Annotated in this window: 12 protein-coding genes; 9 read left to right on the forward strand and 3 right to left on the reverse strand. The window is 64.1% G+C overall.

What is annotated here, in order from left to right; genetic code table 11:
• The first annotated feature begins 53 nt into the window (after positions 1 to 53).
• The 6 genes from V7116_RS11765 (at position 54) to V7116_RS11790 (ending at position 12,754) form a co-directional block, all read left to right on the forward strand.
• Complete coding sequence (locus V7116_RS11765; RefSeq protein WP_324392123.1) at positions 54 to 1,004, forward strand: substrate-binding domain-containing protein; 951 nt, start codon at positions 54 to 56, stop codon at positions 1,002 to 1,004.
• A gap of 37 nt (positions 1,005 to 1,041) precedes the next feature.
• Positions 1,042 to 4,836 (forward strand): GAF domain-containing protein, encoded by a 3,795-nt coding sequence (locus V7116_RS11770; RefSeq protein WP_324392124.1) that lies wholly within the window; start codon positions 1,042 to 1,044, stop codon positions 4,834 to 4,836.
• 176 nt (positions 4,837 to 5,012) lie between these two features.
• On the forward strand, positions 5,013 to 7,172 hold the full coding sequence (locus V7116_RS11775; protein ID WP_324392125.1) for a pyridoxal-phosphate dependent enzyme: 2,160 nt from the start codon (positions 5,013 to 5,015) through the stop codon (positions 7,170 to 7,172).
• Between the two features lie 102 nt (positions 7,173 to 7,274).
• On the forward strand, positions 7,275 to 7,658 hold the full coding sequence (locus tag V7116_RS11780) for a response regulator (protein WP_324392126.1): 384 nt from the start codon (positions 7,275 to 7,277) through the stop codon (positions 7,656 to 7,658).
• Positions 7,659 to 8,016: 358 nt separating this feature from the next.
• Positions 8,017 to 9,909 (forward strand): SH3 domain-containing protein, encoded by a 1,893-nt coding sequence (locus V7116_RS11785; RefSeq protein WP_324392127.1) that lies wholly within the window; start codon positions 8,017 to 8,019, stop codon positions 9,907 to 9,909.
• A 214-nt stretch (positions 9,910 to 10,123) separates the two neighbouring features.
• Complete coding sequence (locus tag V7116_RS11790; protein WP_324392128.1) at positions 10,124 to 12,754, forward strand: hypothetical protein; 2,631 nt, start codon at positions 10,124 to 10,126, stop codon at positions 12,752 to 12,754.
• Positions 12,755 to 12,879: 125 nt separating this feature from the next.
• Here the strand turns inward: V7116_RS11790 and V7116_RS11795 are convergent, their stop codons facing one another.
• Positions 12,880 to 13,428: a GNAT family N-acetyltransferase gene (locus V7116_RS11795; RefSeq protein WP_324392129.1), complete on the reverse strand. Its 549-nt coding sequence runs from the start codon at positions 13,426 to 13,428 to the stop codon at positions 12,880 to 12,882.
• Between the two features lie 229 nt (positions 13,429 to 13,657).
• Here V7116_RS11795 and V7116_RS11800 point away from each other — a divergent pair, with 229 nt between their 5' ends.
• Entirely contained in the window at positions 13,658 to 14,569 is a 912-nt protein-coding gene (locus tag V7116_RS11800; RefSeq protein ID WP_324392130.1) for a hypothetical protein, read from the forward strand.
• Positions 14,570 to 14,659: 90 nt separating this feature from the next.
• A complete protein-coding gene (locus V7116_RS11805; RefSeq protein ID WP_324392131.1) occupies positions 14,660 to 15,643 on the forward strand; it encodes a hypothetical protein in 984 nt (327 codons plus the stop codon).
• Here the strand turns inward: V7116_RS11805 and V7116_RS11810 are convergent, their stop codons facing one another.
• Positions 15,644 to 16,099, reverse strand: a complete 456-nt coding sequence (locus tag V7116_RS11810; RefSeq protein WP_162909596.1) for a Fur family transcriptional regulator — start codon at positions 16,097 to 16,099, stop codon at positions 15,644 to 15,646.
• Positions 16,100 to 16,347: 248 nt separating this feature from the next.
• Positions 16,348 to 17,631 (reverse strand): threonine synthase, encoded by a 1,284-nt coding sequence (gene thrC, locus V7116_RS11815; protein WP_324392132.1) that lies wholly within the window; start codon positions 17,629 to 17,631, stop codon positions 16,348 to 16,350.
• A gap of 275 nt (positions 17,632 to 17,906) precedes the next feature.
• On the opposite strand from thrC, the gene V7116_RS11820 reads away from it, so the two are divergent.
• Positions 17,907 to 19,817: a choice-of-anchor J domain-containing protein gene (locus V7116_RS11820; protein WP_324392133.1), complete on the forward strand. Its 1,911-nt coding sequence runs from the start codon at positions 17,907 to 17,909 to the stop codon at positions 19,815 to 19,817.
• The last annotated feature ends 167 nt before the right edge of the window (positions 19,818 to 19,984 follow it).

Raw genomic sequence — 19,984 nt, forward strand, 5'->3', positions numbered from 1 at the left:
TCGTACACACGAAATCAAAAAAGCGTTCGTGATTTAGAATGGAGCGTTCCAACATGCCATCACACAAGAACTTTCGTCCTCTGTCGGTAGTCCTGGCGCTGGCTCTTATCGCCGCGCTGGCACTGTCCGCATGTGGCGGTGATGACGACAAAGATAAAACGTCAGCCGAACCGACCGCCGAGAAGTCTGGATACACGATCGGCCTCTCTCTGGCCGAGTACAACACCTTCTTCACCATCCTGCGCGACAGCGCTCAGACTGCTGCCGACCTTCAGGACGTGACGCTGCTCGCGGCCAACGCCGAAAACAGCGCGGATACGCAGGCTGAAACGATCCAGGGCTGGATTGACCAGGGTGTAGACCTGCTGCTGATCAACCCCGTCGAAGCGGACGCAATCGTCAGCTCGATTGAAGCCGCCAACGAGGCGGGCATTCCCGTGTTTACCATCGACCGCACCGCTTCGGGCGGCGAGGTTGCGTCGCACATCGCCTCCGACAACGTGGCAGGCGGCAAGATGGCGGGTGAGTTCCTGGCCGAAGCGATCGGCAAGAGCGGCAACGTCGTGGAGCTGCAAGGCATCCTGACCACGTCTGCGGCGCAGGATCGCGGTAAGGGCTTCAACGAAGCCATGGCGACCTATCCTGACATCACGATCATCGCGCAGGAACCGGCGGGCTTCAATCGTGAAGAAGGTAAGTCGGTCTTCGCGCAGATTCTTGCGGATAACCCTGAAATTGATGCGGTCTTCGCGCACAACGATGAGATGATCCTCGGCGCGCTGGAAGCGGCGCAAGAAGCCGGGCGCGCGTCGGATATCGTGTTCGTCGGGTTTGACGCCGTTGATGACGCGATTGACGCCGTAGAGGCTGGCGATATGGCCGCGACCGTCGCGCAGCAGCCTGCCGAAATGGGCCGTATCGGCATCGAGTCGGCGGTGGACTACCTGGACGGCAAGGAAGTTCCTGCTTCAATCCCGGTGGATCTCTCAATCATCACACAATAGCCAAGTCTGCTCGTTCGCGGTCTGTTGGAGGGCGGCGATGGGATTGCAATTATCTGTTCGGCAGCGTATCACGCTGGGCTTCATCTTCTTGATTATCCTTGTGCTGGTTGGCGGTGGTACGGGTCTGGTTTATACCCGGTCGGTGTCCACCACGGTCAATGCGTCACAAAGCGGCCTTGATCACCTGCAAGCGGTGAACGAACTTCAGGTGAGCTGGCTGACCGTCGTGGCGACGATCGACAACATGCTGTTGACACGCCAAACCAGTCTAATCGACCTGCGTCTATCTCAGGAGATGAGCCAGTTTGAAACACTGCTCGCTGATATCCAGACGGCGCCCCTGGTCGACCAGGATCAGAATCGTTCTGAAAGTAACCGGCTCGTAAGTGACCTGTCCACGTTGGGCGCAAACATGAGCCAAATCGTGGATACCCTGACGGGACAGGTCAGCCAAAGCCAGTGGGCCCGCGCGCAGATTTCGCGCCACACGGACCTGGCTTCGGTGCAGCGCCAGTTTGACGACCGTTTGAACTCCCTTCAGACGCTCATCGACACGGACGTGAAACAAACCGTTGATGACACGCTCGACACGCAGCGCGTGACACAGACCTTGTGGATCGCCATCGCTGCGATGTCGCTGTTGTTGGGTGTGCCGCTCTCATACTTGGTCATCACCAGCGTGACGCGCCCGGTCGCCCACCTGCTCTCCGTCGTGCAGGGCATCCAGGCCGGTGACCTGTCTCACCGCGCTCAGATCGCAGGCCGTACTGAGTTCGCAAGACTGGGAACCACCTTCAACTTCATGGCTGAACAGCTTGAAGGCATCGTCGGTTCGCTGGAAAGTCAGGTGGCCGAGCGTACGCAGGACCTTTTCCGTACGCTGCAGGTCGGTCAGTTTGCGACGCAAACACTACGTGAGGAAGACCTTCTGCGCAGCACCACGGACTACATCCGCGAGCAGTTCGACCTGTACTATACGCAGGTGTACGTCGTAGACGATGCCCAGCGCTTCGCGGTCTTGCGCTCCGGTACGGGTGAGGTGGGTCAGCAGCTTATGTCTCGCCGCCACCGCCTCGACTTGAACGCCCGGTCTATCGTGGCGCGCGCCGTGCGCAGCCAGAAGCCTGTGCTGGTGACCGACACGGCGACCAGTGACATCCACCTGCCCAACCCCTTGCTGCCCGAAACGCGGTCGGAAGTCGCCGTGCCGCTCGTCATCGGTAGTCAGGTGCTGGGCGTGCTCGACATGCAGGCCACCCACGCCGGAACGTTCAACCCCGAAAACCTGCCTGTGTTCGAATCGATGGCAAGCCAACTGGCCGCGGCGCTCCGAAGTGCGCGCGCCTATGAAGTCGCTCAGGAAGCGGTTGAACGCGCAGACGCCGTTAACCGTCGACTGACGCGTGAAAACTGGGAATCGTACCTGGGCCGCGTCGCGGAGCAGGGCGGAACTCAGGTGTACTACAACCTTCAGGGTGTCGCGGACGAGCCTGTCCCGGCGGCTGTGAGCGAGCGCGCGCTGGCCGAGCCGATCGTGGTGCGAGGCGAGTCGGTCGGTAAGATCATGATCGCGGAAAATGGCCCGCGCGAATGGTCGGACGACGACATGGAGCTGGTCCAGGGGGTTGCCGACCGCGTGGCGCAGGCGCTCGAGCAGTTCCGCGCGTTCGACGAAACACAGAACGCACTGATCGAACGTATCGAGCGTGAAAACCTGCTGCGTACCGTTATCAACACGACGCCTGACTGGATTTTTGCGAAGGACCGGAGCTACCGCTATGTGCTCGTGAACGAAGCCTTCGCGCGGTTCTATGGCAACCGGTCGCCTGAAGAAATGATCGGCAAGACGGACTACGACCTCGGCACGCCCGTCGAGCTAATTGAAGGCGATCCTGAGCAGAACATCCGTGGTTTCCGTACCGATGACATCGAAGTGGTCGAGGGCGGCGAGACGATCCACAACCCGCACGACGTGGTGGGTGTCGCGGATGGCTCGACCCACATCTTTGACACGACGAAGCTGCCCCTGCGCGACAACACGGGCGCAATCATCGGTGTGCTTGGTGTTTCCCGAGACGTTACCGAGCGCGAACGTACTTCTCGCCGTCAGGCCGCCGCGTTCGAGCTGGGCCAGCAGCTTGCCCTGCTGCTGCACCCGGACGCTCTGCTGTCCGAAACGGTGAACCGGCTCGCGTCCGCGTTCGAATACTACCATGTTCACATCTATATGTATGACCAGTCCAGAAATACCCTGGTCGTACGTGAAGGTCTGGGCGCAGCCGGTGCGCAGTTGAAGCGTGCTCGCCACCAAATCCCGGTCGCCGCTCCTCGAAGCCTCGTGGCCCGCGCCGCCCGCTCGCTGGAAGCCGTCGTTGTGAACGACGTACGCGCGAACCCGGACCACCTGCCCAACCCGCTGCTCCCGTTCACACGTTCCGAGGTGGCCGTGCCGCTCTTCCTGGGCAAGGAACTCATCGGTGTGTTGGACATCCAGCAGAACAAGTCCGACTACTTCGACGAAAGCGAAGTTCAAACCCTGGGTATCGTCGCCAGCCAGCTTTCGGTGGCGCTGTCCAACGCCCGTCTGTTCGCTGAAACCGAACTTGAGGCTGACCGCCGTGCCAGTCTGTACGAACTGGGCCGCCGTCTCGCCGAATCGCTGGAACCGGCGGACATCGCGCAGGCTGCGGTGGACGGTCTGGCCGAACTGATCGATATGCCCGAAATCAGCCTGTGGCACTATGAACCGGACCAGGATCAGATCCGGATGTTGGGGGTGTACGGGTCCCTCAGCGATCAGCTGCGCGATACGACCGTAGCGCTTGCTACCAGCCCTGAAATCGACGGCGTTATCCGCACGGGCAACACGTACTTCGAGCAGGACGCCACGACGGCGCAGTTGCAGGAGATGGGCGTCAAGTCGTGGATGATCGTGCCAATCCAGGTTGCAGATCAGGTCATCGGTGTGTTCGGCCTCAGCGAAACGCGCGTCTCGCGTACGTTCACCGATGAGGAAACACGGCTCATCCAGAGCGTTACGGCGCAGGTTGCTATCGCGCTGCAAAACGCGTACCTCTACCTCGAACAGGTTGAGGTGGCAGAGCAGCTCCGTGACGTTGACCGCCTCAAGAGTGAATTCCTGGCCAACATGAGCCATGAGCTGCGTACCCCGCTTAACTCGATCATCGGTTACGCGGAAGTGCTGCTCGACGGGATCGACGGCGACCTGACTGAAGATATGCAGGAAGACGTTGAAACCATCCACGGTAGTGGTCGCCACCTGCTGAACCTGATCAACGACGTGCTCGACCTGGCGAAGATCGAAGCCGGTCAGATGGATATCCGCGTCGAGCCGGTCAGCCTGATGAGCGTCACCGAAGAAGTCTTCTCGACCTCCCGCGTGTTGGTGGCGGGCAAGCCGGTCGATCTGGTGGCCGATTTTGCGGACAACCTGCCCGGCGTCTCGGCTGACCCGCTGCGTTTGCGTCAGGTCATCAGCAATCTGGTGACCAACGCAATCAAGTTCACCGAGCAGGGCAGCGTCACGATCAGCGCTGGACCGTTCGAGGACGATCCGTCGATGCTCAAGGTGTCGGTTATCGACACCGGTATCGGCATCAGCGAAGAACACCTGCCGCTGGTCTTCGAGCGCTTCCGCCAGGTGGACCAGTCTGCAACCCGCCGCGTCGGTGGTACGGGCCTCGGTCTGGCGATCACCCGGCAGCTCGTGCAGATGCACGGCGGCGATATCTGGGCCGAAAGCGAAGTGGGTGTTGGATCGCGCTTCAGCTTCACCGTGCCGGTCGCGGTAGTGCCCGAAGTTCAGAGCTAGCGCCGCAGATACGCGCATTGGAAACGAGTGGGGCCGGTTGGCAGGCGCACACTGCCCGGCAGACCGGTCCCAACTTTGCCCGGCTCTTGAAGAGCCGGTGGGAATGCAGGTACGATAAAAGATAAGCGTGGTCGTGCAACTGATGTACGGCCCGGCTGATAAAGGACCGGAATAGTATGTCCTCGCTGCTTAACGCCGTCGTTTGCACGGACTGCGGACATAGAATGTCGTCCGAGCCGATGCCTGAAACCTGCGAAATTTGCGGGTCACGATGGTTGGACGCGGAGTATGATTACGAACGTGCGGCGGCACAATGGCGCGCCGGGATGGGGAACCGCCCCGCCTCGATGTGGCGCTACGACGAGCTGCTGCCGCTGGTCGAACCGGATGCTGTCGTCACGATGGGCGAGGGCTGGTCGCCGCTGCTGCGCGCTAAAAACCTGGGGCGCGAGCTGGACCACGGTGCGATTTTCATCAAAGACGAGCGTCAGTCACCCACGGGCAGTTTCAAAGACCGCCAGGGCGCGCTGACGATCTCGGCGCTGAATCAGGCCGGGGTGCGCGAGTGCGTGCTGGCCTCGACGGGCAACAAGGCGGCGGCGTACGCAGCCTTCTGCGCGCGGGCGGGCATTCGCCTCTGGATTTTCCTGACGAGCACGGTTCCCAACGAGAAACTGCGCGAACTCGCCCTGTACGGGGCCGAGGTGGTCAAGGTCACCGGCACGTACGATCAGGCGAAGAAGATTGCGATGGACTTCGCCGCGCGGCGCTCGCTCTACTACGATCCCGGTGCGGATTCGGTGCTGGGTCGTGAGGCGTTCAAGACCGTCGCATTCGAGATCGCGGAGCAGCTTGCCCAGCAGCTTCCGGTCGAAGATGGCCGCTGGCGCGCGCCGGACTGGTACATCCAGGCGGTGAGCGGCGGCATCGGCCCGCTGGGCGTGTGGAAGGGCTTCCACGAATTGGTCCGTATGGGCCTCATCGACCGCGTGCCCAAGCTGGCGCTGATCCAGTCCGAAGGCTGCTCGCCCATGGCGGCGGCGTGGGCCGCGCACCAGCCGAAGGCTGAGCCGGTCGTGCCGCATACGCGCATCAGCGTGCTGGCGACGGGCGATCCCGGCAAGGCGTATACGCGCCTGTTCGGGGTGTGCTCCGACACCGGCGGCACCATGATCGCGGTGGACGATGGCGCGGCCTTCCGCGCGATGCGCCGTCTGGCGCGCGTCGAGGGCTACAGCATGGAACCTGCCGCGTCGGTGGCGTTCGCAGGGCTGGAGGCGCTGGTCGCTGACGGCACGATCAAGCCGGATGACGTGGTCGTGGTGAACTGCTCCGGCCATACCTTCCCGGCGGAAAAGCACATTCTCGAAGACCAGTACGTGCTGGACCTGGAGTTCGGCGCGGTCGGCGGCGAGCCGTCGCACATTCAGCTTGAAGACGGCCTCGGTGCGGCGCTGGAACGCCTGGACGAACAGGTCACCACCATCGTCGTCATCGACGACAACGCGCAGGACAGCCGCCTGATCCGCCGTTTGCTTCAGGCCCAGAAGAATTACCGCGTATTCGAGGTCAACAGCCCGCGTGACGGCTTCGATCTCGTCCGCCAGCGCAAACCGGACCTGATCGTGCTCGACCTGACCATGCCCGATCTGGACGGTTTTACCCTGCTGGAAGCGTTCAAGGCGGACAAAGAGACATCACACATCCCGGTGGTGGTGGTGTCGGCCAAGACGCTGACCCCCGCCGACCGTAACCGGCTGGAAGGGCGCGCCGAATCGCTGTGGCAGAAGGGCGCGTTCAACACGCGCGAACTGGTGCAGCACGTCGTGTATACGCTTGGCGGCGAAATGGAAGGCGAGACGGATCCGCTCAGCGCGGCGACGCAGGGCCAGATGGCAGCAGCCCCCAAGCCCTCGCCGGAAGTGCTGCCCCAGAACGCAGCGGGCGACACCGAACAGCGAGACATCGTGGTCGTGGACGACGATCCGCGCGATGCGCGCCTGGTGCGCCGCCTGCTCGAAGCAACCGGACGCTACCGCGTGCACGAAGCGCATGACGGTCAGAGCGGCTGGCGCATGATCCGCGAGAAGCTGCCCGATCTGATCGTGCTCGACTTGATGCTGCCGGACATGTCCGGTGAGGATCTTCTGGAGCAGATCAAGCGCGATCCGGCGCTGGCGGATATCCCCGTGGTGGTCATGACCGCCAAGGATCTCCAGGCTGCCGAGCGCGACCGGTTGCTGGGCAAGATTATCTCACTGTTCCAAAAGGCGAATCTCGATCGCGCGGCGCTGATTCAGCGCGTGGATGCGACCCTGCGCGACGAGTCGCGCTGAGCCTGAGGATAGTTGAAGACGGTTCTACACCCGTGGGCGTGTAGGTGCGCCCCAACGCCCACGGATGTTACACATCGGCGTTAGCTTTGTGGGGAGCAAAGCATGGCTTCAAAACGGATCTTGTATGTCGAAGACAATTTTCAGAACAAGCGCCTGGTACGCAAGATTCTGGCGTCACGAGGCTACGAGGTGCTTGAGGCGGACGACGGTCTGACCGGCGTCGAGATGGCATCCCGCGAGCGCCCCGACCTGATTCTGATGGATATCAGCCTGCCGGGTATCGACGGCGTTGAAGCCACGCGTCGGATCAAAACCTATGCCGAGACGTCGGGCATTCCCATCGTCGCGCTGACGGCAAACGCCATGCGCGGCGACCGCGAGCGGTTCCTGGCGGCGGGATGCGACGACTATCTGCCCAAGCCGATCAGCACCGTGGATCTGCTGAGCATGGTCGGGAAATTCCTGGACGTCGTGCCAGGAAATTAACCGCGTGATCTGACGTCACCCGGTTCATTTCAGGCGCCCTCTATGCGTTCGCGCGGCGAAAGATGCTCCTCCGTCCCTTGCCAGAGGGGCGGAGCGAGGGTGAAGGTCTTGGACACGCGCGAACCGGGCCGGTAAGGCACCCCCGCCTGTCACTGTTTTACTGCGTGCACACCCCTGTTGTCACCTCTATGCCCGGCTGGTAGTCATCAGCCGGGCGTCAGGCGTACTCCATAAATTCGTGCTAAGATAAGTCCATCTCAAATAGGATCGCCCGGTTTTATTGATGTTGGCGCTTCTGTCCGGCGGCGTAAGTCGCACGGTGCAATATGAGTACCTGAAAAAGAGGGGCGGAGTCATCATGAATCGTGCATTATCGCGTTGGCTTTTGATTTGTGCACTGGCCGTGATGGTGGTTGGCGGGCTCGGGTATGGCGCGCGCACCAGCCATGCCGCCCCGGCAACGTGGTACGTTCAGATCTACAGCACGCCGGACTGGACTGGGGCCGCTAGCGAAGATCCGGCGGTGGCCGGGGTGATCGATTACACCTGGGCTGACGGGGTGGCTCCGACCATCGGGGCGGCATCCAGTGTTAACACGGACGGTTTCTCGATCCGCTTTACCGGGTCGGATACGTTTGCGACGGCGGGCGTTTACCAGTTCACCCTGGCTGGCGACGAGCGCCCGCAGCTCATCATCGACGGCATTACCTACATCAGCACGTCGGACTGGGCGAGCGATGCGCTGAGCAGCGTATCGAAAAACGTGCCGCTCACCGCGGGCAGCCATACGATCGTCGTGCAGATGAAGGACACTGCCGGTAACGCGACGATCCAATTGACCTATCCTTCGGGGCCGCTGCCGCCGACCAATACGCCCGTTCCGCCGACCAACACGACGATCCCGCCGACCCTGACGCCGACGCCCGGCGCGGTCTACGTGCCGTCCACGAACGCGTGGTACGCCGAGTTCTTCAACAACCTGGATATGTCCGGCACGGCGGCGTACGCGGGGTACTACCCGGCCAGCGGCCTGAACCTGAGCTGGGGACAGGGCAGCCCGAATGCGGCGGTCCAGGTCGATAACTTCTCGGCCCGGTTTACCCGCACGATCAATATCCCCGCCGATATGCCCGCCGGGACGTACAAATTCTACGCCCGCGCGGACGACGCATTCCGGTTTTACATCAATAACAACGCCGGGGCGGACTACCTGCTGTTCGACTTCTGGGGCTATAAGCGCGACCAGATGTTTACGGCGGACTTCCCGCTGTCGAACGGCTCGTACACGTTCCGCTTCGAGTACCAGGAGCTGTCGTCGGACGCCAGCCTGTTCCTGACGTGGTCGCCGCCCAACGCGCAAAGCCCGGTGCTCAACCCGGACGGCAGCGGATCGGGCGCCACCGCGACGAAGGCGCCGGGCGCGGCAACGTCCACAGCGGTCCCCGGCGGGCCCACTTCGACTGTCGTGCCAACCGGCACGAGCGGCACGGTGAACGTCGCCATTCTGAACTTCCGCGCCTCGCCGTCCCTGTCGGCGCAGATCCTGCAAAAGCTCAGCAGCGGCTTCACGTATGGCATCCAGGGCAAAACGCCCGATTCCACGTGGTTGTACATCAACGTGAACGGGACCCTGGGTTGGGTGATGGCCCAATACCTGACCATTACGGGCGATCTCAACGTCGTGCCGACCATCCCGTACGAGTCGGCGGGCATTTCGCCCACGGCGACGCCCTCGCCCATCCCGGCGATCGAGCTCCCGCAAACCGACGTGCAGGGCCTGACGCTGGCGAATCTGTACATCCGCAGCGATCCGCTGCGCCGCGCGCCGACGGTGGGCCTGATCCCGTGGAACACCACGATTCAGGTGTACGGGAAGGACGCGGGGCACTCGTGGTACCTGATCGCGTATAACGGCGTGGTGGGCTGGTCCTACGCGCCGCTGATCCGCCTGACTCAAGGCGCGTTCAACGATCTGCCGTACCTGGACGGGTCGGTCCCGGTGTATGCGCCCGTCCCGACGCAGGGCATCATCGCGCAGGCGTTCGGCAACATGCGCATCCGCAGCGGCCCCGGCCTGACGTACACGACCATCAGCCGCGCCCAGTGGGGCACGCGCGTCGAGGTGCTGGGCATCAGCGCCAACCGCCAGTGGCTGAAGATCCGCCACGGGGACGTGGTAGGCTGGTCGTCCGCGCCGTGGTATCGCATCGTGCAGGGCAGCCTGTCCGACGTGCCGACCGTGGCGCAGTAGGGCGGCTGGAATTTCCATGATTTTTGCCGTCCCCCTCTTCAGCGTGTTGGAGAGGGGGATTTTTTGATTCCGCGCTGCCGCTGCAACGTGCTGCCGCACGGGTGAATACGCTAATATTTGATTAGTTTTGCACTATTAGGACTCTTGTCGTATCGAATTCTGGTGGGGCCACAGGATATACTCTTTACAACGAGGGTCGAATGAGCGCGTAAATATGTCACTTTCCGAGGGGATTTACACCACTCAGCAGCTTGCTAACGCCGCCGAAGCGTTTGTGAGCGCCCTGGACAAGCTGTTCCCCGAAACACTTTTTGAGCAGTTTTTCCACCCCGATACGATCCGGTCCGCGTACTGGCGGGCGCTGGAAGAAGCGCTTGACGGATACGCCACGCCCGAACGTACGGCGCTGGTGAACGAGCTGATGACGGGGCAGGTCCTGGCGACGCCGCGCGTGGTGGGCGAACTGCTGAAGCTGTTCAGGCCGGGCGACGGGCCGGACTACGCGATCGTGACGGACGCGTGGCGCGGTGTGCTACCCGATGGTGCCCGCGCGGGCACGCCCGACGAAGCGCGCGCGCTGTTCGGCGCGATTGCGGGCGCACTGCGCAGATCCCCCGATCTGCATCTGGTGCTTCAACAGTTGGGCCGCGCGACGTATTCCGCGCCCAGCACGATCCTGGTGGCGCTGGACGAAGACCTGAACCGCTTGCTGGATGCGGCGGTGCTGGCCGGGCCGGGCGCGGTGTCGCGCCAGATCCGGCATTTGCTGGCGTTGGGAGCGGAACACCGGGCGCTGCCGCCCGAAGACGTGGCGACGATGCTGCTGGCCCTGGCGAACGTGGCCGCCTACCTGCCGCCCGGCGCGATCCGGTTGATCTGGGAGCGCGTGCTGCGGCTCGACGATCCGGCGCTGCGCATTCAGGTGATCGCGCGGCTGGCGCCTTACGTGCATTCCTCGGCCTATACGCCCGATCTGCTGGCGCTGGTGGAAGATGCCATTGCGCGCAGCGTGCCGCCGATCGCGCCCGTTGACCGGGTAGACGCGCTGCTGACGCTGGCTCCGTATCTGGCCGCCACGCAGGATCAAACGATGGCCGGGCTTCAGCAGCGGGCGCTGGATGGCGCGCGTGCGATCGGCGATCCGGCCTCGCGGGTGCGGGCGCTGGCCGCGCTGATCGAAAAACTGCCCGCCGAGCTTCAGCGCGAGGCGGTCGCGCTGGCGTTCGATACAGCGTCCAACGACATTTCGAACGAGCTGGCGCGGGCCACGGCGCTGAGCGATCTGCCGCCGCATCTGCCGCCGGATTCGCAGGCGCGGCTGCTGAACATGGCCTACCAGATCGAGTCGCCGGAGGCGTGCGCGCTGCTGCTGGGCCGCATGATCCCGTTCCTGCCGGGCGGGCTTCAGCGTCAGGCATTGGCGGGCGCGCTGCGCGCCATCGAGCAGATTTCCGGGGACGATGCGCGCGCCCGGTCGCTGATCGCGCTGGCCCCGTCGATCGACGCCGTCGGACTGCTGCAAGATTTTCCCGACGGCTTACAGCAGGCGATCACAGTTATTTTTTCGATCGACCGCGAGGACGCCCGCGCCCAGGCGTTTGCGGCGCTCGCGCCGTACCTGTCGCCGGAACTGCTGTCCGAGGCGCTGGAAGCGGTCAAGAGCATCGCGGATGATGCCGACCGGGAAGTGACGCTCAGCCGCCTCGCGCCGCATCTGCCCGCCGAGCTGAACATTGCGACGATCGCCGTCGCGCACGAACTGGGTTCTTCGGACGCACGCGCTGCCGCGCTGCTCGCCATCGCGCCCTATCTGTCTGCGGCGGCGCGGGCGCAGGTGTTGGCCGAAGCGCTGGCGGCGGCGCTGGCGATCGAACGCTGGTACGACCGCGTGGTCGCGCTGACCGATCTCGCGCCGCATCTGCCCGACGATCTACAGCGGCGCGCGCTGCAAGAGGCCATGATCGCCGCGCGCTCCCTGCGAGACGAGGACGAACGCCGCCGCGCGCTGATCGTACTCGTGCCGCATCTGCCCGACGATCTGCTGGCCGATGCGCTGGCCGACGCGTATACCCTGCTCGATCCGCTCCAACGCGTGCCGGTGCTGGGGGCGCTGCTGTCTCGCCTGCCCGCCGAGCCGTCGCTGAACGTGGCGCAGGAAGTGCTCGACACGGCGCGGAACATTACCGCCGCCGCGGACAAGGCCACGCTGTTGGCGACGATGGCGCCCGTGCTGCCCGACGAGCTTCTGCCGCTGGCGACTGCCGTGGCGCGCAGCGTCGATACGCCCTATGAGCGTATGCACGTCTTGACGGCGCTGCTCCCGCGCGATCCGGGTGGGCTGCACGACGACGCCCTGACCGCCGCGCGCGCCGTGCCCGACCAGTCGCAGCGGGCGAATGCGCTGCAAGAACTGGTGGCGCATACGTCCTTCCCGGCGCGGCAGCAGATTCTGGAAGAAGCGCTGGCGGCGGCGCTGGATGTGTCCGACGAGTACGACCGGGCGAGCGCGCTCGCCAGTCTGGCCCCGTACATCGACACCTACGCCGATACGCAGGACCGCCAGCGGGACGCGCTGGAACTCGCGCTGAACGCATGCCTGGAAGTGACGTCCCCGCGCGAGCGTGCGCTGCTGTTGGGGCGGCTCGCGCAGCAGTGGTCGCACCTGCTGACGACGACCGGTTCCTATTCGCTCTGGCGGCGGCTGATGACGTTCCTGCGCAAAGAACCTTACGCGGAGCGGGTGACCGATCTGGCCGCCCTCGCGCCGATCGTGGAGCAGATGGGCGCGGCCAGCGCGACGGAAGATATTGCGTACATGCTGCTGCAACTGATGGTCGAAGGATGAGAAGCAGCGGTTAACCGTTAGCCATTGACGCAAAAGCGCGCTCCGGCGGGTTTCCCCACGGAGCGCGCACATTTTCCGCTTTGGCTGAAGCTCGACCACTGTCGGTTGAGCGCTGTTCGCCGCGCTCACTCCAGCGGATACGTCCAGAAGATCGCCACTTCGCCGCGCTCGACGTCGGTGTTGGTGTAATACGTGCTGCGGACCCCGTCCAGGCGGCAGCCCATGCGCGCGTAGAACCGGCACGCGGGCACGTTGTTCGTCTGCGTTTCGAGCACCAGCGCCCGGTAGCCCATGCGCCGCGCCCAGTTCGCGCCGCGCTCGAATAAATCGCGGCCCAGCCCCTTCCCACGCACTTCCTGATCGAGCATCAGGTTCCAGATGAACGCGGTGCTGTTCCACTCCTGCGGCAGCATATCCAGAATGCCCATCAGGCGACGGCCCCGCTCCGCGACGAGATGCAGGCCATCCCCGCGCAAGAGCCGCTCGCGGACGTTGGCGCGTTCGGTCGCGTCGAAGTCGTAGTCGTGCCCCTTGTCGAACGGCACGAGCAGCTTACGCTCCACCAGCCGCCAGCCTGCTTCGATCCCGCTGCCCGACGTTTCGACGTCCAGCACGGTGTCGCTGACGAACCCGGGGCGGATTTCCACCAAACGCGGAATATCATCTTCGGTCATACGGCGGATCTGGCACGCGTGAGCCAATGGACTCCTCCAGGCGAGGCAACAAGTTCACGAGAATTTTACGTTCCCGGCCTCAGATTTCAAGGATCGGTTACATCTCGCGCCTATGCTAACTACACAACGCGCGCTTGCTGGCGCGCCGGTTGTTCCGCGAAGGTGACCGGTGTAAAACAGAGTTGTCTTCCGGTTCGATCGTTCATACGAGAAACAAGAGGGGGACACGATGCGATTTATCTCACTGCTGCTTGTGCTCGTCCTGGCCGGGCTGGCCATCACGGGATTCGCGGCGACGTCGAGCGCCGCGCCGGACGACAGCTTCCTGCCGCAGCGCACGCGCGTACCGGGTGGATTCCCAACGCCCGCGATGTCGAACCAGCGCCCGACCCTCAACACGGCGCAGCTCGAAGCGACCGCCTATGCTGCCGCGACGCAGGCCAGCGCCTACCAGGGGAACGCGGCCAACGCGCAGGCGACCGCCCAGGCCGTCTTGACTCAGATTCCCACGCTGAGCGCCAACTCGGACGCGGCAGCGGCGACCCTCGAAGCCTACGCGACGCAGATGAATGTGAATCCGACCCAGGCCGCCGCGACCCTGGACGCGGTGTTGGCGGCGCTGCCGGACGATCTCAGCGCCGAGGATCTGGCCGCGCTCGAAGCGACGCTGGAAATGTGGCTGTCGATGGGCAGCGTGGATGTATCCGTCAGCGGGAATACGCTGATCGCCGCCATCACCTACAGCGAAACGGGGATCAACGCGCTGCTCGACGCGGCGCTTCAGGCTGACAGCAGTGTGGCGAGTGAGGTGAATGTCGATCTGATCCCCGGTGGCATGATCGCGGATCTCAACGGTTACACGCTCTCGGACGGCATCGCCGGAAATCTGCGCTTTACGGTGATGCTCAGCGCCGTGGATGGGCGCATCCAGGTCGATCTGGTCGCGGCGTCCGTGAACGGTGCACCGGTTCCGCCCGCCCTGCTGGATCAGGTCGAGGGACTGCTCGTGGACAGCGTGTCGGACGCGGTATCCACGCAGATCGGCGTGTCGCTGGGCGTGGGCACGTACAGCGTCGATGCGCTGACCATCACGGACACGACGCTGACCGCCGTCATCAGCATTCCGGTGGAGACACCCTAGCCAGCATCAAGGCGCGGAACAGAGTATAGTAGGGGCGTGCAACGGCACGCCTTTTTTGTTGGCATCCTTCGTCCGATTTGAGGAGCACCTATGGCACAGGCTCTCCGTCTGCGGCTTCCCGGTTGGCGCGCCCGGTTGATCTTCGCCGCGCTGCTGCTGGTGTTTTCCGAGTTGATCGTCTGGCAGACGCCAACCCATTTTTCGGTTCTGGAATGGGCGGGCATCGCGCTGGTCTACGTGGCGCTGGCCGCCGCCGCCTTCGACCTGATCGAACGCGTACACGCCAACGACCTGTTCAGCCTGCTGCTGATCGCGGGCCTCTACGGGCTGGCGAACGCGACGCTCATCAGCCACATCACCACGCGCGACCTGCCGATCAGCCTGCTGGTGCGGCCACTCGCGGCGCAGCCTCTGGCGTTCCTGGGGGCGCTGGCCGCGTTTCACCTGCTGCTGAGCGGTCGACCGACGGGGCCGCTGCACGCCGGATCGGCGCTGGTGGCCGGGCTGTTGTGGGGGATCTGGGTGCGCTGGCTACCGGTCGTCTCCGACGAGCCGGTCCCGGCGGTGAGCGTGGGCACGGCGCTGGCCGTCACCGGGATCGGGCTGGTGCTGGTGGCGGCGATCGCGCTGCTGGTCCGGCCTGCCGCGCCGATCTCGCCGCGCGGGTGGCGGCTGACGCTGCTCGAATGGCTGATCGTGGCGGCGGTGCTGGTGATCGCCATGGTGATCGGCGTGTCGGAAGGGGAGATCGAGCGGCAGGGGATCGGGGTGATCGGCATCCTGGTCACGTTCATGGGCATGATCCTGTACGTGACGCTGCCGGTTCGCCGTCCGTCCTCGTGGCTGGCGACGCTCACGCCGCGCGCGCCGAATATCCCCGCGTGGCTGCTGCTCGTCGTCCCGTTTTTGCTGGCGGGCTGGGCCGGATTCAGCTTGCCGGGCAGCGGCGACTCCTCGGCGCAGAGCGACATTCTATTCGGCGTGCTGACGGGGATCGGGCTGGTGTGGCTGCCCGGCGTGTCGATTGTGGTCGGGGTGCGCTCGTTCGTGCAGATCGCGCGCGAGGGCGGATAACTACAACTCGCCCAGACGCTTGAGTTCCTCGGTGCATTCCGGGCAGTAGCCGGTGAAGCACGCGCACGCGCTGATCACGCTCACGCCGCGCCGCTGGACGAGCTGGCGCGCCATGCGGTTGAGCAGATCGGCGCGGATCAAGACGCGCTTGCCGCAGCGCACACAGGTGAGGTAGTGCTGTTCTTCGCCTTCGGTCATGCGGAAGACTTCGCGGCGGTGTTCCGGCTCGATGTAGCGGTGATCGACCAGCCCGACTTCCGCGAACAGGCTCAGCGTGCGGTAGACGGTCGCCAGACTGACGCTGCTGTCCTGGTCGTGTGCGAGATCGTAGATTTCCTCGGCATCGAGGTACACGGGCTGGCCCGCGAGCACCTGGAGCAGTAGGGTGCGCTGGGGCGTCACTTTAAAGCCGCGTTCGTGCAGCAGGGCTTCGGCTTCGTCGATGAGGTATGGCATGGGACTGCCCCTCGTTGTGATGGACGATAGGGGAATTATACCACGTCGGGATTGGCCGGCGTGCGGAAAACGGACCTCACCCCCGGCCCTTCTCCAATGCGATTGGAGAGGGGAAACAAGCGAAATTCTCGATGATTTTGTAGGGGCGTATTGCAATACGCCCCTACGCAGCGTTTCCGTATCTTGTCGGTTCTCTGGCTTTCTGTGCCGCGCTTTCTTTCCCCGAAAGAAAGCGCCCGCCTTTGCCCTTACGCCGGGATCAGCGCCTTCAGCGCGTCCAGCGACGCAGGGATGGTGTGCATCGTGTTGGCGAAGGTCGAGGTGAGGCCATCGAGCGTGCCGCTGTGATACTTCAGCACCGCGTCCGGGTCTTTGAGCACGTGCCCGGTCAGCACGCCGACGACTTCATCGCCGGGCGCGATCACGCCCTCGTCCACCAGCCGCCGCACGCCCGCCACGGAGGCCGCCGAGGCCGGTTCGCAGCCGATGCCCGCCGCGTCTACCTGCGCCTTCGCGTCCATGATCGCCTGATCGCTGACCTCGGTTACCACGCCGTCGGTCCATTCCAGCGTGCGCCACGCCTTGGCGAAGCTGGCCGGGTTGCCGATGCGGATCGCAGTGGCGATGGTCTGCGCTTTGACGGGCGTCAGGGTGGCGCTGCCGTCCACAAAGCTGCGGTAGAGCGGGTTCGCGCCCTCGGCCTGCACGATAGCAAGGCGCGGCATGCGGTCGATCAGGCCGAGCGTCTTCATCTCCATCAGCGCTTTGCCGAACGCCGACGAATTGCCCAGGTTGCCGCCCGGCACGACGATCCAGTCCGGCACGCGCCAGCCGCGCTGGTGCAGCATCTCGATGATGATCGTCTTCTGCCCTTCCAGCCGGAACGGGTTGATCGAGTTCAGCAGGTAGACGGGCAGCGACTCGGCGGCGGCGCGCACGATCGCCAGCGTATCGTCAAAGTCGCCGTGCACCTGCACGTTGGTCGCGCCATAGGCCACGCTCTGCGCGATTTTGCCCAGCGACACGTAGCCTTCGGGGAACAGCACCAGCGCCTGAAGCCCGCTGATCGATGCGTAGGACGCCATCGACGCGGACGTGTTGCCGGTCGAGGCGCAGATCACACTGCGCGCGCCGACGCGCCGTGCCTGCGTCACGCCGCCGGACATGCCGCGATCCTTGAAGCTGCCGGTCGGGTTTTCGCCCTCGTGCTTCAACTGAAGCTTGCGCACACCTGCGTAGTCGCCCAGGCGCGGCGTCGCGTCGTACAGCGTGGTGTTGCCCTCGCCGCGCGTGACGTAAGTCTCGGCGGGCAGATCTGGCAGCACCAGCTCGCGGTAGCGCCACACGCCGGAGCGGTCGAGGCGGTCCCAGCTTCCGAGCCGCTGGTCGAACAGCTCGTGCGAGACGGCCCCGCGCAGCGCGTCCAGGTCGTGCTCTACGTCGAGCAGGCCGCCGCACGCCGGACAGGTCACGAACGCTTGATCGGAAGGGTAACTTTTGCCGCAGTCGATACAGCGCAAGACGGTTTGCATGAGGGACTTCCTTTGCGTGATTTCCTGTTTGAACTCGCGCGGCGGATCATACCGTATTTGAGGGCTGACGTCCTTGTACGGAAAGTGCAATCGCCTGCCGTCCCTTGAGCGGAGAATTGGTTCGTTCCGCCCCGGAGCAGCGCCGTTTTCGGGCGAAACGGACAGCCAGCATGAACGCCCGGTTAATAAATGCAGCGTTTTTGAGAGAAACCGGTATAGTCACGCGTATAATCTGGCACAAGTAGGTTCGATCTAGACGCCCAACGAGGTTGACGATGACCAGACCCCACCGCTTTTTCCGCTTCCTGACACCGCTGCTGCTGGCGGCGCTCGTGCTGCCGCTGTCCGTACCATTCGCGCATGCGGACGGCGACGAGAACACGCTGCGCCAGCTCGAAGAAACCGTGATCCCCCCGCGCGACCGGGTAGATCTGGCCGAGCGGCTGCTCGGCGTGACGGATATTCCCGAACCGCCCACCTCCGCGCCGGAACTCAAGGTCGGGGACGTGCTGCCGTTCTGGGCCGATAACCTGGACGCGGATTACCAGTTCCAAATCGACGCGCGGCTGGTGTACGCCACCGAGCACATTTACATGTTCTTCGAGGAAGGCTACGAGCCGGATATGGCCGCCGTGAAGCGTTCGGCGGACACGTTCGAGGAGACGATCCGCCCGAAGGTGAACGAGGTGTTCGGCTCCGAGTGGTTCCCCGGCATCGACGGCGATCCGCACCTGTATATTCTGCACGCGCGCAACCTGGGCAACTGGGTCGCGGCATATTATGGCAGCGAGAGCGAATACCCGACCGAAGCGGTCGCGGGGTCCAACGAGCACGAGATGTTTTTCGTCAATCTCGACGCGATGGATTGGGCCATCGGCACGCCGTACTACGAGGGCGTGCTCGCGCACGAGTTCCAGCACATGGTGCACTGGAACGTGGACGCCAACGAAGATACGTGGCTAAACGAGGGCCTGTCGGAGCTGGCGGCGATGATCGCGGGTTACGGCGCGAGCGATTTCACGCCGGACTTCCTGGAGTCGCCGAACATGCAGCTCAATACGTGGCCGGAAGATGACGACCGCGGCCTGCATTACGGCGGCGCATTCGCATTTTTGGCCTATTTCTACGAGCGCTACGGCGAAGAAGCGACCACTACCCTGGTCAGCGACGCGAAGAACGGGCTGGAAAGCGTGGACGAGACGCTGGCCGCCATCGGCGCGACCGATCCGACCACGGGCGAGCCGGTGACGCTGGTCGATCTGTTCGGGGATTGGCTGGCGACGAATCTGATCCAGGATCGCAGCGTGGGCGACGGGCGTTATGCCTATACCTTCAGCGAAATGATGGATCTGCCCAAAGCCAGCATCACCGAGACATTGGCGCTCAGCGATGTGTGGTTCGAAGCGTCCGCGCCGCAGTGGGGCCCGGATTACCTCGCGCTGCCTGATACCGGCGCAGACACGGTTCACTTCGCGTTCGACGGCAGCGAGGTCGCGTCGCTGGTCCCGGCGGAAGCGCACAGCGGCGAGATGATGTGGTGGTCCAACCGCGCCGACGAGAGCGACAGCCGTCTGACGCGCGCCTTCGACCTGACGAATGTGGACAGCGCCACGCTGAATTACTGGACGTGGTACTGGATCGAAGAAGGCTGGGACTTCGGCTACGTGATGGTGTCCACCGACGACGGCGCGACCTGGACGCCGCTCGACACGTCGCTGACTACGCGCGACGATCCGCACGGCAACAGCTACGGCCCCGGCTACACCGGCCAGAGCGGGGATTGGGTGCAGGAATCCCTGGACCTGACGCCCTACGCCGGGCAGCAGATCCTGGTGCGGTTCGAGTACATCACCGACGACGCCGTGACGCAGCCGGGCCTGATCATCGACGATGTGAGCGTGCCGGAATTGAACTACAGCGAGGACTTCGAGAACGGTGACGGCGGCTGGACCAGCGAGGGCTGGATTCTGATGAACAACCGCCTGCCGCAGACGTTCCTGGTGGAAGTAGTTGCGCCGGGCAGCGATACGCCGGTCACGCGGCTGCTGGGACCGGAAGACGGCACGCAGGGCGAATGGGACATTCCCCTCGCGCCGGACGGCCAGACGGTGATCGTGATCGCCGGGCTGGCCCCGGTCACGACCGAGCCTGCGGGCTACAGCTATACGCTGACGGCAGTGGAGTAGGACGCAGCTTTCGTAGGGGCAATTGCCCCTACGGGGACTATGCCGTTCCGGTGGGGCGTATCGCAATACACCCCAGGAGATCGGGCGGTTTGCGAGCCGACCTCACCCCCGGCCCCTTGTATGATAGAAAGCAAGGAAGAAGAGTGAAGGGAGTCCGCCCAGGGAGA

This window comes from Aggregatilinea sp. (assembly GCF_036822615.1).
Classification (GTDB): Bacteria; Chloroflexota; Anaerolineae; order Aggregatilineales; family Aggregatilineaceae; genus Aggregatilinea.